The following is a 14,406-nucleotide window of genomic DNA, read 5'->3' on the forward strand; positions in this document are numbered from 1 at the left end:
TTTTGTGTCGGGGGCCGGATGTTTCACGTGAAACACCCGGTGAAGTTTTCCGCTATTTGAGGAAGGCGTCGTAACCCGACTTCAAGATCAATGCGCCCACCACGACCAGGAACAACTTGCGCACAAAGACGCTGCCATGTTTCATAGCCAGTCGTGTACCCACCAGGGAGCCCCCGATGTTGAACACCGCCATCAGCAAGCCCAATTGCCAGATGACGTGGCCGCTATACCCGAACCAGCACAAGGCTGCCAGGTTGGTCGCAATGTTGACGAACTTGGAGACCGCCGATGCCGAGAGGAAGTCATAGCTGAATACCCGCACGAACAGGAACACCAGGAAGCTGCCCGTACCCGGACCAAATACACCATCGTAGAAACCCACTGCCCCACCGATCAGCGCGGCGTACACGATTTCCCGGGTGCCGGTCAGCGTGGGCGCATGGGTGGTACCGAAGTCCTTCTTCTTCAAGGTGTAGAGGGCAACTGCGATCAGGACGAAGGGCAACGCCTTGCGAATCAGCTCGGTCGGGATATGGGTGACGACATAGGCCCCGAAGAAGGAAAACGCGAAAGCCGCCATCGCAGCCGGGGTCACGGTACTCCACCTCACGGCAACCTTGCGCGCGAAGTTGATGGCCGCCGCACTCGTCCCCATCACTCCCGCGACCTTGTTCGTCCCCAGCAAGGTCGCCGGGGCAGTATTGGGAAATACTGAGAACAAGGTCGGCACCAGCACCAGTCCACCTCCTCCCACCACCGCATCGATCAAGCCGGCCACGAAGGCGGCGCTGCACAACACCACATAGTCCAGCATCACTTGCCCTCCGCTGACGAAGTGAAGAAACGAGCGGAAGAATCGGCAAGGGATGAAACAGGGATGAACATGGGACGAGGGGAAATGAATGGACGGTGAAATAAACAAGGGAGCAGCCGGGCCACATTCTACCGCCCTGCCCCGCCCGGCATCAGCCACAGAGATGAAGCTTTGGGGACTGTTGCGGAACACATCCCTGCTGTTCTGGCTGGCCCGTCATGAAGACAAAAAATTACCGCCGGGAAATCACCCTGGGGTGACTTGCCGGCGGCAGATGAAGTTTTAAAACTTCAGCGAAACACTAGTGCGATCCCTTGGCCTGCCCCTTCCCGGCCAAGGCCAGGATCTCGCCCACGATGCCTTTCCGGAAAGCCAGCACGCAGACGATGAAGATGAAGCCGGTCACAATCGTCACCGAATCTCCCAAGGTATTGAACCAGTCGATGCTGGTGACGTTGGCCAGCCAGGCACCGATATCACCCAGCTTGTTCTCCAGCATGATGATGATGATGGCGCCGACGATGGGACCAACGATGGTACCCAGGCCACCCACCAGGGTCATCAGGACCACCAGGCCGGACATGCTCCAGTGCACGTCGGTCAGGGTCTCGAAGCCCAGCACCAGGGTCTTGGTGGCACCCGCCAGACCCGACAAGCCCGCCGACAGCACGAAGGCCAGCAGCTTGTAGCGCGCCACGTCATAGCCCAGCGAGATGGCGCGCGGCTCGTTCTCCTTGATGGCCTTGAGCACCTGGCCAAACGGGGAATGGATGGTCCGCACGATCAGCGCAAAGCCCGCTACGGCAATGGCCAGCACGACGTAGTAGAGGGTCATGTCGCTGCTCAGGTCGATCATGCCCAGCAGCTTGCCGCGCGGGACACCTTGCAGGCCGTCCTCGCCACCGGTGAACGGTGCCTGCAAGGCGACGAAGAACAGCATCTGCGCCAGCGCCAGGGTGATCATGGTGAAGTAGATACCCTGGCGACGGATCGCCAGCAGCCCCATCACCAGGCCGATCAAGGCACCCGTCAGGGTACCGATGACCAGGCCCAGCTCGGTCGGCAAACCCCACACCTTCAGCGACTGGCCGCACATATAGCCCGCCCAGCCGAGGAAGGCCGCATGGCCGAAGGACAACAAGCCGGTGTAGCCGATCAGCAGGTTGAAGGCGCAGGCGAACAACGCGAAGCACAGCATCTTCATCAGGAACACCGGGTAGATGCCGAACGGTGCCGCCAACAACAATATTAGTAAAACAGCAATTCCGATTTTCTTGTTCATGCCGGTCTCCGATTATTTCTCTTTGCCGAACAGGCCGGCCGGACGGACCATCAGGACGATGGCCATGATGATGAAGACCACGGTGGCCGACAGTTCCGGGTAGAACACGCGGGTCAGGCCTTCGATCAGGCCCAGCACCAGGCCGGTGATGATCGAACCGAGGATGGAGCCCATGCCGCCGATGACCACCACCGCGAAGACGGTAATGATCAGGTTGGAACCCATCAGCGGCGAGACCTGGATCACCGGGGCGGCCAGCACGCCGGCGAAGGCCGCCAGGGCCACGCCGAAACCGTAGGTCAGGGTCACCATCAGGGGGACGTTGATGCCAAAGGCTTCCACCAGCTTGGGGTTCTCGGTGCCGGCGCGCAGGTAGGCACCCAGGCGCGTCTTCTCGATCACGAACCAGGTGGCGAAGCAGATCACCAGCGAAGCCACCACGACCCAGGCGCGATAGTTGGGCAGCACCATGAAGCCGAGGTTGGTCGCGCCCTGCAGCAGGTCAGGCACCGAATACGGCTGGCCCGAGACGCCATAGATGGAGCGGAAGATGCCCTCGATCATGAGCGTGATGCCGAAGGTCAGCAGCAGCCCGTAGAGGTGGTCCAGCTTGTAGAGCCAGCGCAGCATGGTCTTTTCGATCACGATGCCGAACAGGCCCACCAGGATCGGTGCCACGATGAGCATGACCCAGTAATTGAGTCCCAGATAGGTCAGGCCCATCCAGGCCAGGAAAGCGCCCAGCATGTAGAGCGTGCCGTGCGCGAAGTTGATCACGTTGAGCAAGCCGAAGATCACCGCCAGGCCCAGCGAGAGCATGGCGTAGAAGGAGCCGTTGACCAGGCCCAGCAGCAGCTGGCTCAACAAGGCTTGCAGGGGTATGCCGAATAGTTCCATAAAAACCCGTTCATCCAGATGGGTGAAGAACGCCACCGCTTACAGCAAAAATCTGCCATCCCCGCGTGAACAGAAATGACAGATTTTGCTGGCTGTGCGATGGCCTTACTGCTTGATGCGTGCAGCTCGATGCGAAAGGATTACTTCCAGGCCGCGCACTTGGATTCGGCCTTGGTGGTCCACGCCTGCTCTGCCGGAATGGTCTGCACCAGCTTGTAGTAGTCCCACGGATACTTCGAATCGGCCTGGGCCTTCACCTGGTACAGGTACATGTCGTGCACCACGCGGCCGTCGGCGCGCAGGTAGCCGTTCTTCTGGTACAGGTCGTTGAACTTGGCCTTGCGCAGTGCCGCCATGACCTTGTCGGAATCATCGGTACCGATTTCCTTGACGACCTTCAGGTACTGCAGCGCGGCCGAGTAATCGCCAGCCTGCAGGGAAGACGGCATTTTCTTGCGCACGGCGAAGTAGCGCTTGGCGAAGGCACGGGTTTCCTCGTTGGAGTCCCAGTACCAGCTGTCGGTCAGGTACAGGCCTTCAGTGTTCTTCAGGGTCAGCGAATGCACGTCGTTGATGAACACCAGCAGGCCCGCCAGCTTGGCCGTCTTGGTGATGCCGAACTCGTTGGCCGCCTTCACCGAGTTGATGAAGTCGCCACCGGCGTTGGCCAGGCCGATGATCTGGGCCTTGGAGCTCTGTGCCTGCAGCAGGAAGGAGGAGAAGTCGGAGGCGCCCAGCGGGTGCTTGACCGAGCCCACCACGGTGCCGCCGGAGGCCTTCACGACGTTGGCGGTATCGGATTCCAGCGAGTGGCCGAAGGCGTAGTCAGCGGTCAGGAAGAACCAGCTCTTGCCGCCCTGCTTCACCACCGCCGAACCGGTGCCCTTGGCCAGGGCCACGGTGTCGTAGGCGTAGTGCACGGTATAGGGCGAGCACTCTTCATTGGTCAGGCGGGCGGTGCCAGCACCGACCGAGAAATAGACTTTCTTCTTTTCGGCTGCGACCTTGGCGCTGGCCAGGGCGGTGCCGGAGTTGGTGCCACCGATCAACACATCCACGCCCTGCTGGTCGAACCATTCACGGGCCTTGCTGGCGGCCACGTCGGCCTTGTTCTGGTGGTCGGCCACGACCAGTTCGATCTTCTTGCCGTTGATGGAACCGCCCATGTCGGCGATGGCCATCTTGATGGCTTCGGCGCCACCCTGGCCGTCGATGTCCGAATACACGCCCGAGATATCGGTAATGAAACCGATCTTGATCACATCACCCGAGATCTGTGCCGAAGCCGGCGCGGTCGCGAATGCCGCAGCAGCTGCGGTAACGGCCAGTGCCATTGCCTTGAGTTTCATTTTCATCTCCTCTGTTATGAAGCCCGCTTGATGATTTCGATGCGAGACAACTTGGTGGAACGGGGAGAGGATCGCTCACCCCCGCGGACGTACTTGTTGGCAGTACTTCTTCTAGTCGTGAAGCTGGTGATACCGGAAAAATCTGGAGGCCGGACCCGGCAATGCAGTGCATTGCCGGGGAGCGGTGCTTAAACGCCGAGCAGTTCGTTCAAGGTCTGCATCTTCGCTTCCAGCTGGGAGGAAGCGAAGGATTCGACGATCTGGCCGTGTTCCATCACATAGAAGCGATCAGCCAGCGGCGCGGCGAAGCGGAAGTTCTGCTCGACCATGACGATGGTGTAGCCCTTGGCCTTGAGCGTAGTGATCATGCGGGCCAAGGCCTGCACGATGACCGGGGCCAGGCCTTCGGAGATCTCGTCGAGCAGCAGCAGGCGGGCACCGGTGCGCAGGATGCGGGCCACCGCCAGCATCTGCTGTTCACCACCGGACAGGCGCGTGCCCTGGCTGTTGCGACGTTCCTTCAGGTTGGGGAACATCTCGTAGATCTCGTCGATGGACATGCCCTTGTCAGTCTTGGAGACGAAGGGCGGCAGCATCAGGTTTTCTTCGGCCGAGAGCGAGGAGAAGATGCCCCGCTCTTCCGGGCAGTAACCCACGCCGTAGTGGGCGATCTTGTGGGTGGCCAGGTTGATGGTTTCCTGGCCGTTGATCTTGATGCTGCCCTTGCGGGTACCGACCAGGCCCATGATGGAACGCAGCGTGGTGGTGCGGCCGGCGCCATTGCGGCCCAGCAGCGTGACCACCTCGCCCTGGTGGACGTTGAGGTTGACGTTGTGCAGGATGTGCGATTCGCCGTACCAGGATTGCAGATCGCTGATCTGCAGCACCAGCGGCGCGGAAGAAGAAGACGTCGTCATGGCATCAGCATTCATGGTGGCGGTACTCATCAGTGAGCCCCTTGCAGTTCGGCCGATGTGCTGCCCATGTAGGCTTCCATCACCTGCGGATTGCGCGAGACTTCTTCATAGCTGCCTTCAGCCAGCAGCGCACCACGTTGCAGCACGCTGATGCGGTCGCAGATACCGGAGATCACGCTCATGTTGTGCTCCACCATGAGGATGGTACGGCCGGCCGAGACCTTCTTGATCAGTGCGGTGACGCGGTCCACGTCTTCGTGGCCCATGCCCTGGGTCGGTTCGTCCAGCAGCATCAGTTCCGGCTCCATGGCCAGGGTGGTGGCGATCTCCAGGGCGCGCTTGCGGCCGTAGGGAAGGTCCACCGTGGTGGTGCGGGCAAAACTGGTCAGGTCCACCTCTTCCAGCAGCTGCATGGCGCGCTCGTCGAGCTGCTTCAGGCTCTCGCCGTTCTTCCAGAAATGGAAGGAGGTACCGAGCTTGCGCTGCAGGCCGATGCGCACGTTTTCCAGCACGCTCATGTGCGGGAAGACGGCGGAAATCTGGAAGGAGCGAATGATGCCCTGGCGCGCGATCTGCGCCGGCGCATCCATGGTGATGTCTCTGCCGTTGAACAGGATCTGGCCCGAGGTCGGTACCAGGAACTTGGTCAGGAGGTTGAAGCAAGTGGTCTTGCCGGCGCCATTGGGGCCGATCAAGGCATGAATGTGACCGCGCTCAATTTGCAGGTTGACCGCGCTTACTGCCGTGAAACCCTTGAATTCCTTCGTCAGGTTTCGTGTCTCCAGAATGACGTCTGTCATGGTCTCTTCTTTCCCTTTGATGCCCGCGCCGGTGGATCCGGTCGTCAAGGCCTGCCTGCTGCGGACAAACTGAATCTTTTGGATTCAGGAACCGCGTTGTTTACCTGGCGAATCGAGAAGCTAGTTTTAATATTTGGCGCATAGTAGCCGGTTCGTACCATTCATACAATACGTATAAGTACCGTATGGTCCAGCGGCTGGGAATTGCCGTCTCAAGCCCGGGAAAGCAGGCTGGACGCGACTTTCTCGGCGATCATGACAGTCGGGGAATTGGTGTTGCCGGAGGTGATGGAGGGCATCACGGAGGCATCGGCCACGCTCAATCCTGACACGCCGCGCACCCGGCATTGGGCGTCGACCACGGCCATCGCATCATCGCTGCGGCCCATGCGGCAGGTACCGACCGGATGGAAGATGGTGGTGCCCACATCACCGGCAGCGCGATACAAATCGGCTTCACTTTCATACTGCGTGCCGGGCTTGTATTCCTCGGGGCGATAACGCGACAGCGCCGGCGAGGCCGCGATGCGGCGGGTCAGGCGCAGCGCGTTGGCGGCAACCTTGAGGTCTTCTTCGGTGGAGAGATAGTTGGTGGTGATCCTGGGTGCCAGGGCGTGATCGGTCGAGCCCAGGCGCACGTGGCCGCGCGAGGTCGGACGCAGGTTGCACACGCTGGCCGTGAAGGCCGGGAAGGCATGCAGCGGGTCGCCGAATTTTTCCAGCGACAGCGGCTGAACGTGATACTGCAGGTTGGCGCTGGCCTGCTGCGCATCGGATTTGGCGAAGGCGCCCAGCTGCGAGGGCGCCATCGACATCGGCCCGCTTTGCATGAGCAGGTATTCCAGCCCGATCTTCATCTTGCCGACCAGGGTCGAGGCCATGGCGTTGAGAGTCCTGGCACCATCGACCTTGAAGACCATGCGCATCTGCAGGTGATCCTGCAGGTTCTCGCCCACGCCCGGCAGCGCCTGCACCACCGGGATCTGGTGCTGTTGCAGCAGCGCAGGATCGGCGATGCCCGACATCTGCAGGATATGCGGCGAACCGATGGCCCCCGCGCACAGGATGGTTTCCCGGGCTTCGGCAAACCAGGCGCTGCCACCGCCGGTGAATTCGACGCCGGTGCAGACCGGCCCCTGTTCGCCCTGCTCCATGCGCAGGCGGCTCACGTGCGAGCCGGTCATGATGGTGAGGTTGCCATCCTTCATGGCAGGCCGCAGGAAGGCCTTGGAAGCGTTCCAGCGCACGCCGCGCTTCTGGTTGACGTCGAAGTAGCCACAACCCTCGTTGTCGCCACAGTTGAAGTCCTCGACCTTGGGGATGCCATTCTCGGCGGCCGCATCACGGAAGGCATCGAGGATGTCCCAGCGCAGGCGCTGCTTCTCCACGCGCCATTCACCGCCGGCACCGTGGAACTGGCTGGCGCCGAGGTGGTAATCCTCGCTCTTCTTGAACAAGGGAAGCACGTTCTGCCAGCGCCAGCTGTCGTCGCCCGTGACCTCGGCCCAGTGATCGTAATCACGTGCCTGGCCACGCATGTAGATCATGCCGTTGATGGAAGAGCAGCCGCCCAGCACCTTGCCGCGCGGGTAGATCAGGCTGCGGCCGTTGAGGCCCGGATCGGCCTCGGTGCGGAACATCCAGTCGGTACGCGGATTGTTGATGCAGTAGAGATAGCCGACCGGAATATGGATCCAGATGTAGTCGTCCTTGGCACCCGCTTCCAGCAGCAGGACCTTCTTGCCGGTCTGGCGCGAGAGCCGGTTGGCCATGACGCAGCCGGCAGTGCCGGCGCCAATGATGATGTAGTCGTATTGCCCTGCCGATTGCATGGTGTCTCCGCTGGCTTGTTCTTGTGATCTTGTGATCTTGTGATCTTGTCGTCTGCCGCCGCCCCCTGCCCTGGCAAGAGGCGGCCGCCACCCTGCTTACTTCGCCACCGGCATGGTGAACTCGGCCCCCTTGCCGATGGTGGCCGACCAGCGCTGCATGATGGACTTGTAGCGCGTGTAGAAGCGGATGCCCTCTTCGCCATAGGCATGGGTATCGCCAAAGAGCGAACGCTTCCAGCCGCCGAAGGAATGCCAGGCCATCGGTACCGGGATGGGCACGTTGATGCCGACCATGCCGACCTGGATGCGGCGCGAGAATTCATGCGCCGTATTGCCGTCGGCCGTAAAGAGCGAGACGCCATTGCCGTACTCGTGCGCATTGATCAGCTGCACGGCCGACGCGAAGTCCGGCACGCGCACCACGCACAGCACCGGGCCGAAGATTTCTTCCTGGTAGATCTTCATCTCGGTGGTGACATGGTCGAAGAGCGTGCCGCCGATGAAGAATCCTTCCTCATGGCCCGGCACCTTCAGGCCGCGGCCATCGACCAGCAGCTTGGCACCGGCATCCACGCCGCTCTGGATATAACCCTCCACCTTGGCCTTGTGGGCGGCGGTGACCAGCGGGCCCATCTCGGCATCGTCTTCCATGCCGTTCTTGACCTTGAGCGCCTTCACGCGCGGGATCAAGGCTTCCACCAGCTTGTCGGCCACGCTGCCCACGGCCACCGCCACCGAGATCGCCATGCAGCGTTCGCCGGCCGAACCATAGGCCGCACCGATCAGGGCATCCACGGCTTGTTCCAGGTTGGCATCGGGCATGACCACCAGGTGGTTCTTGGCGCCGCCCAATGCCTGGGCGCGCAGCGGGAAGGTGCCGGCGCGCTCGGTGGCCTTGCGGTAGATGTATTCGGCAATCGGGGTGGAACCGACGAAGGACACCGCCTGTACCTCCGGATGCTCCAGCAGCGCATCCACGGCCACCTTGTCGCCCTGCACCACGTTGAAGACGCCATCGGGCAGGCCGGCGCGCTTGAACAGTTCAGCCAGCATCAGCGAAGGTGAAGGATCGCGCTCGGAGGGCTTGAGCACGAAGCTGTTGCCGGTGGCAATGGCAATCGGCGCCATCCACAGCGGCACCATCACCGGGAAGTTGAACGGCGTGATGCCGGCCGTCACGCCCAGCGGCTGGCGCAGGTTCCAGTTGTCGATGCCGCCGCCGATGTTGTCGGTGAACTGGGTCTTGAGCAGTTGCGGGATGCCGGTGGCGAATTCGACGATCTCCAGGCCGCGCGTGACCTCCCCTTTCGCATCCGAGAACACCTTGCCATGTTCCAGCGTGATCGCCTTGGCCAGGGCATCGTGGTTCTGCTCGATCAGCTCCTTGAACTTGAACAGCACCCGCGCCCGCTTCAACGGTGCCGTCTCGGCCCAGGCCGGTGCCGCAGCACTGGCAGCGGCCACGGCCGCATTGACCTCCTGCACCGAGGCCAGGGACACCTTGGCCGTGGCCCCACCGGTGGCCGGGTTGAAGACATCCTGGCTGCGGCCGCTCTCGGAGCGGGAAATCTGGCCATTGATGAAGTGATCGATCTGCGGGAGGCTCATAAGGTTTCCTTTGGTGTTTTCAATGAAGGTGGAAGGTGCTGTCTCCTGCTCCCTCCTGCAAGCGGGCCAGTCCGTCACCCCGACGGACGATTGGCATGGAAGAGCAAGAATAGTCGCCTGCCGGCTTCGCATCCAATGAGGAATTATCAAGAGCAATATAAAGAATGCTTATAATCATCTCCTGATTGTTCACACGCTACCCACAAGATCCTCACAAGCTATACACCGGGATATCCACGGGCTTATCCACATCCCGGCCTGCTTGAAATGCTGAGCGATCACGGAAGAAGACCATCGATCTGACGCAATTACGTGCTTTTATCGCAGTGGCCCACGAAGGCAACCTGACCCGGGCCGCGGAAAAGCTGCATCTGACCCAGCCCGCGGTGAGTCTGCAGATCAAGGCGCTGCAGGAAAGCCTGGGCCTGGCCTTGTTCAATCGGAGTGCATCCGGCATGGTCCTCACCGCCGAGGGCAATACCTTGCTCCCTTTCGCCGAACGGGTGCTGGGCGATGTCCAGGAATTGCGGCGTCATGCGACCGGATTGCGTTCCAGCGACAACCTTCTTTCCGGCAGCCTGGCCATCGGCACCATCCTCGATCCGGAATTCATCCGGCTCGGTGCTTTCCTGAAGTTGCTGGTCGAGCGGCATCCGCAGTTGTCGACCCAGTTGTCGCATCACATGTCGGGTTCGGTTCTCAACGAAGTGCGCGCGGGCAAGCTGGACGTCGGATTTTTCCTGGGCGACCCCGGCAAGGGCTTTCATGCCATGACGCTGACTTCATTCAGCTACAACGTCATCGCCCCGGCTGGCTGGAAAAATCGCGTGTCGGGGAAAGGCTGGAAAGAACTGGCGCGCTTGCCGTGGATCTGGACCCCGCCAGAATCCGCACATCATCGCCTATTAAGCAAGATCTTCGCTCAAAATCAGACAAAACCTCAGACCGTTGCCCTGGTGGACCAGGAATCCTCCATGCTCGACCTGGTGAAATCCGGGGTCGGGCTTTCGCTGGCGCGGGAGTCCATCGCCTTGAGCCAAGCGCACGCCCATGGCTTGGTGATTGCGGATGCGGTCGAACTGTCGACCGAACTGAGCTTCATTACATTAGAAAAAAGACAACATGAAGCGGCTATCAAGGCTGTTTTCCAATTGCTGCAACAAGTCTGGCAGAGCTGAAACTGTAAAGAAACTTGCTTTGAAGACATCTCCGGTGGTTGCTCCATGGAAATCATGCTCTGAAATCACCGTCTTCCTGCCGAACCTGAAGGACTTTTCTAGCTGATCAGCGGCTTGCCAAGGGCTTTTCAGCGGGTTTTGGTGTTTGAAAGCCAATTTTTTGGAAAGATGTCCACTGCGCACGCGCTTTCGGTTCTTTAATTTAGATGTGGATATATATAAGTAGTAGTAGTTGTTAACGTCGCCGAAAACTGTGGATAACTCAGTTTACACGAAAAAAATCAAGACTTTAGCTTTCTGATAAACGCTTGGTAAGCTTCTGCATTGCCGAGGCACAGATTCTGGACAATTTTTCGGCCGTGGATAAATCAGCGAGATATACCCAAAACGCCCAGCGGATATGCAGAGACTTATCCACAGGCGGCCTTCAAACCCCGGAAAATCACGGCATGGACCCCAAAAAAGCATTCTTGATAGAAATCCAGCCCGTGGGTTTGCAATTTGAACAAGTTGCTGGAATGTCCTTGTTGCAATCTGGCTTGCGAGCCGGCGTCCGGCTTCCCAACTCTTGCCGCAATGGCACTTGCCGGACCTGCATGTGCAAATTGTCCACAGGCGAGATTGAATACCAGATCGAATGGCCCGGTCTTGCACGCGAAGAAAAGGCCGAAGGCTGGATCCTGCCGTGCGTGGCCGAGGCCCGCAGCGACCTGGTGCTCGATGTCCGGGGCGCGGTCGACCTGAAGGCCGGCTGATTTATCCACTGCGGTCATCAGCACCGGCCGTTATTGAGCTCACACCCCCATCCCGCCCTCTCCTGTGGATAAAAAAAGCTGGCGAAGCCACCGTACAGGGCCTTGGCTGGCTTTCTTTTCCACAGCGCTCTGCACCCTGCGTTCTTTTTGCTGGCGTTGCGCACGGCCTCATCCAGGGCAGCTGCGGGCAATCCCCCCTGAAAACCTGTGTGCAGCCGCTTTTTTCTTCCGGTTCCAGCGCCTGGATCCCCGAATGACGGCGTTTTGGCCAAGTCAGTCGTGCCTCCGATGTCCTGGTGACCAAGCCGCGTCGCGTGCGAAAGCGCGCGCGCTTAGGCTTTAAATCTAAGCTGTTTATAAAATTAGTAGTGATGGTTAACGTCCCCGGGGTACTGTGGATAACTTGGTTTACACAAGAAAAATCAGCCGTTTACGCAAAGGACAAAGCCTTGGGCAAGCTCTGTATGAGCCCATAACCGATCTTGGATAAAAATCCGCCTTTGGATAACTTTTTGACTTTTCCCCAAACGATGAAAAAGTTATTCAGAACTTTATCCACAGGCAGTTCCGAATTTGATGGATTCGATGCTGGCGGATAAAGATTTTCGAGAAGTCACCGATTTCGGACATTTGGTCACCGATTTACCCCCGTCGGACCGCCCAAAAGGGTAGCTAGGCCCGGGTTTGAGGGGATTTTCTCCACAGGCATCAAAAGCGTACGTACTGCAAGCGACAAGATGCAGCCCTGAAATGACACCGGGCCAGGAAAGTTATCCCCTGGCCCGGCGGCAAGAATCTTCACGTTTTGCAGCTGCCTAATTTTTAGGCGCGCGCTTTTGCACAGTGCTTTTGCCCGGTGGAGGCGCCTGCGGTGCTTTCTTCACTTCTTCCAGTAATTGGCCACACTCGGCCTTCTGGTCACCGTCGATATTGATGAGGGGCAGGATGGCCGTCACCGGTGCCAGCAGGCCCAGTGCCACGGCACCACCGGCACGCAGGGCCAGTACCCCCTTGTCCACGCCCACATCCGGATTCTTGAAGCTGCCCTTCACGTACAGCGGGGAGCGCAGCGAGATGATGCGCAAGCCCTTGCTGCGCGGATGAACGTTCAGGTCCAGCAGTTCGCGCTTCATGTCGATGCTGCCATCGACCACGATCAGGGCATCTTCGGTGTCCAGCAGCAGGGTCTTCACGGTCATAACGCCGTCATGCACTGGCAGGTCGCCGGCCAGGCAATTGAGCTTGACCTCCTTGTCGCCGAACAGCTTGCTGATGACCACGTTGCCCACATTGAGCCCGGCCGCCTCCAGCAGGAATTTGCTGATGGCGCCCTGGTTGACCAGGGTCTTCACTTCGCCATTGGCCGAACCCAGCATGGCGGCCACCGAGTTGCCGGTGGCGCTCAGCTTCGCATCGCCGTTGATCTCGCCGAAGCTGGTGCGCGAGGCATCGAGCTGGGGATAGAGTTTCTGGATCTTCAGCTTGCGTGCAGAGAGCTTCATCTCGGACTTCATCCGCGCCCCCTGGCCGTCCAGCCGGATGGTGGAGGTGAGATGGCCGCCGGCCACGCCGAAGTTCAGGGGATCAAGCGTGAGCACCTTGTCCTTTAGGATCAGGTGCGCCTGCAGGTCGCTGATGGGCAGTCCTTTCTGGCGCGTGATGCTTTTTCCCGTGAAGCGCACATCGGCATCCAGCGCGCCCCAGGCATCGGTACTGAAGGTCTTGACGGGCAGTACCTTGTCACCGGGCTGGCGCTCCTCCGCGCCGCGCTGGGCTTTCTCGGCGTTGGAGTCGGCGCCGATCAACGGGGCCAGGTCGTCAAAGCGCAGCACATTGGACGTCAGCGCGCCAGTCAGTTGGGGACGTGCGCCACCGGTCAGGTAGTCCAGGCTGCCGTTGAGATCGCTGTCGCCGACCTTGCCGCTGAAGTCCTGGTAATGCCATTCGCTGCGTTCCGGCGAGATCTTGCCGATCAGGCGACCCTCGGTGGCAAAGGGCGGCGTTTCCGGCAGCAGCACGCCGGTCAGCGGATAGAGATTGCCCATGCTGGCACCCGCAATCGAGAGCCGCAAGTCCAGCGCGGCCAGTTCAGCCGGCTTGGTCAGGGTGCCGCGCACGCCGATGGCGGTCTTGCCGACCTTCACCTGTGCCTGCAGCGGATACGGTTGCTGCTGGTCCTGCAGCGAAAGTACCCCGCCGGCCTTGCCCTCTCCCGACACCGGCGCGCCGTTGAAACTGCCGGCCAGCTTCCAGCCCAGTCCGTAGACTTTTTCCTTGCCGTGATCGAGGGTGTCGATGTCGGCCTTGATATTGATCTTTTGCACAGCGTCGTCGAGCGCAAGCTTGCCCTGGCGCAGGCTGATGCGGCCCAGTTGCAGCTGCCAGGAAGACGGCGTGCCGCTGTCGGTCTTGAAGGTCCAGTTGTTCACAGCCTCGCGGTTGCGCAGCAGCGATACGGAAGGATCCTGCACCTCCAGCGACGGCAGGGAAATCTTGTGCACAAGCAGCGGCAAGGGATTGAGCGTGAAAGTGACCTGCCGCACCGTCGCCATCTGCCCCGAGCTGGCGAAGGCTGCCGGATTGCCCAGGCGCAGGTTCTCCGCCTGCAAGCGCGGCCACGGTACCCAGCGCGCCCAGAATCCCGCCGGCGGGGTGGTCGGCTCCGGCCGCTGCCAATGCAGGGAGAGATTGCCGTCGATGGCGAACTCGCGCCCAGTGGCCTCGGAGACGCGGGTATTGATCCAGGGCTTGGCCCGGTTCCAGTCGAAGGTGAGGATGAAAATGACCGCGGCGGCGATCACGAGGAGGAGGCTGGCAAGCAGCCAAAGGAGGATTCTGGTCAGGCGCGGCATCGGGTCGGCTTCCCTGGTTGGGGTTATCAACAGGCGCCGATGCGCGCGGGGGACGGTTTTCCAGGCGCCTGTCTCCGGGACGCCTGTGGATGAATCAGTTCGGGAAAGCCGTTGTCCGCACG

General features: G+C 60.4%; 11 protein-coding genes. 2 read left to right on the forward strand and 9 right to left on the reverse strand.

What is annotated here, in order from left to right; genetic code table 11:
• Positions 1–52 precede the first annotated feature (52 nt).
• The 8 genes from CEJ45_RS20655 to CEJ45_RS20690 form a co-directional block, all read right to left on the reverse strand.
• A complete protein-coding gene (locus tag CEJ45_RS20655; protein ID WP_088756954.1) occupies positions 53–814 on the reverse strand; it encodes a sulfite exporter TauE/SafE family protein in 762 nt (253 codons plus the stop codon).
• Between the two features lie 301 nt (positions 815–1,115).
• Entirely contained in the window at positions 1,116–2,096 is a 981-nt protein-coding gene (locus CEJ45_RS20660) for a branched-chain amino acid ABC transporter permease (protein WP_088756955.1), read from the reverse strand.
• Between the two features lie 12 nt (positions 2,097–2,108).
• Entirely contained in the window at positions 2,109–2,993 is an 885-nt protein-coding gene (locus tag CEJ45_RS20665; RefSeq protein ID WP_034335261.1) for a branched-chain amino acid ABC transporter permease, read from the reverse strand.
• A 140-nt stretch (positions 2,994–3,133) separates the two neighbouring features.
• Positions 3,134–4,342 (reverse strand): ABC transporter substrate-binding protein, encoded by a 1,209-nt coding sequence (locus CEJ45_RS20670; protein ID WP_088756956.1) that lies wholly within the window; start codon positions 4,340–4,342, stop codon positions 3,134–3,136.
• A 188-nt stretch (positions 4,343–4,530) separates the two neighbouring features.
• On the reverse strand, positions 4,531–5,259 hold the full coding sequence (locus CEJ45_RS20675) for an ABC transporter ATP-binding protein (RefSeq protein ID WP_034335281.1): 729 nt from the start codon (positions 5,257–5,259) through the stop codon (positions 4,531–4,533).
• A gap of 29 nt (positions 5,260–5,288) precedes the next feature.
• Entirely contained in the window at positions 5,289–6,059 is a 771-nt protein-coding gene (locus CEJ45_RS20680) for an ABC transporter ATP-binding protein (RefSeq protein ID WP_088756957.1), read from the reverse strand.
• Positions 6,060–6,271: 212 nt separating this feature from the next.
• Positions 6,272–7,891: a GMC family oxidoreductase gene (locus CEJ45_RS20685; RefSeq protein ID WP_088756958.1), complete on the reverse strand. Its 1,620-nt coding sequence runs from the start codon at positions 7,889–7,891 to the stop codon at positions 6,272–6,274.
• 96 nt (positions 7,892–7,987) lie between these two features.
• Positions 7,988–9,499 (reverse strand): CoA-acylating methylmalonate-semialdehyde dehydrogenase, encoded by a 1,512-nt coding sequence (locus CEJ45_RS20690; RefSeq protein WP_088756959.1) that lies wholly within the window; start codon positions 9,497–9,499, stop codon positions 7,988–7,990.
• A gap of 293 nt (positions 9,500–9,792) precedes the next feature.
• On the opposite strand from CEJ45_RS20690, the gene CEJ45_RS20695 reads away from it, so the two are divergent.
• Together CEJ45_RS20695 and CEJ45_RS20700 are read left to right on the forward strand one after the other, a co-directional pair.
• Positions 9,793–10,677, forward strand: coding sequence for a LysR family transcriptional regulator (locus tag CEJ45_RS20695; protein WP_088756960.1), 885 nt, complete (start codon positions 9,793–9,795; stop codon positions 10,675–10,677).
• 449 nt (positions 10,678–11,126) lie between these two features.
• Positions 11,127–11,432, forward strand: coding sequence for a 2Fe-2S iron-sulfur cluster-binding protein (locus CEJ45_RS20700; RefSeq protein WP_088756961.1), 306 nt, complete (start codon positions 11,127–11,129; stop codon positions 11,430–11,432).
• A gap of 815 nt (positions 11,433–12,247) precedes the next feature.
• Here CEJ45_RS20700 and CEJ45_RS20705 read toward each other — a convergent pair.
• Entirely contained in the window at positions 12,248–14,284 is a 2,037-nt protein-coding gene (locus CEJ45_RS20705) for an AsmA family protein (protein ID WP_187697724.1), read from the reverse strand.
• Positions 14,285–14,406: the final 122 nt, after the last annotated feature.

This window comes from Herbaspirillum aquaticum (assembly GCF_002213425.1).
GTDB lineage: Bacteria > Pseudomonadota > Gammaproteobacteria > Burkholderiales > Burkholderiaceae_D > Herbaspirillum > Herbaspirillum aquaticum.

Bases quoted from the DNA above. Each gene is read 5' to 3' on its own strand.
- CEJ45_RS20690 (WP_088756959.1), bottom strand. From the start codon at position 9,499: ATGAGCCTCCCGCAGATCGATCACTTCATCAATGGCCAGATTTCCCGC.
- CEJ45_RS20670 (WP_088756956.1), bottom strand. From the start codon at position 4,342: ATGAAACTCAAGGCAATGGCACTGGCCGTTACCGCAGCTGCTGCGGCA.
- CEJ45_RS20675 (WP_034335281.1), bottom strand. From the start codon at position 5,259: ATGACGACGTCTTCTTCTTCCGCGCCGCTGGTGCTGCAGATCAGCGAT.
- CEJ45_RS20665 (WP_034335261.1), bottom strand. From the start codon at position 2,993: ATGGAACTATTCGGCATACCCCTGCAAGCCTTGTTGAGCCAGCTGCTG.
- CEJ45_RS20685 (WP_088756958.1), bottom strand. From the start codon at position 7,891: ATGCAATCGGCAGGGCAATACGACTACATCATCATTGGCGCCGGCACT.
- CEJ45_RS20655 (WP_088756954.1), bottom strand. From the start codon at position 814: ATGCTGGACTATGTGGTGTTGTGCAGCGCCGCCTTCGTGGCCGGCTTG.
- CEJ45_RS20660 (WP_088756955.1), bottom strand. From the start codon at position 2,096: ATGAACAAGAAAATCGGAATTGCTGTTTTACTAATATTGTTGTTGGCG.
- CEJ45_RS20700 (WP_088756961.1), top strand. From the start codon at position 11,127: ATGGACCCCAAAAAAGCATTCTTGATAGAAATCCAGCCCGTGGGTTTG.
- CEJ45_RS20705 (WP_187697724.1), bottom strand. From the start codon at position 14,284: ATGCCGCGCCTGACCAGAATCCTCCTTTGGCTGCTTGCCAGCCTCCTC.
- CEJ45_RS20680 (WP_088756957.1), bottom strand. From the start codon at position 6,059: ATGACAGACGTCATTCTGGAGACACGAAACCTGACGAAGGAATTCAAG.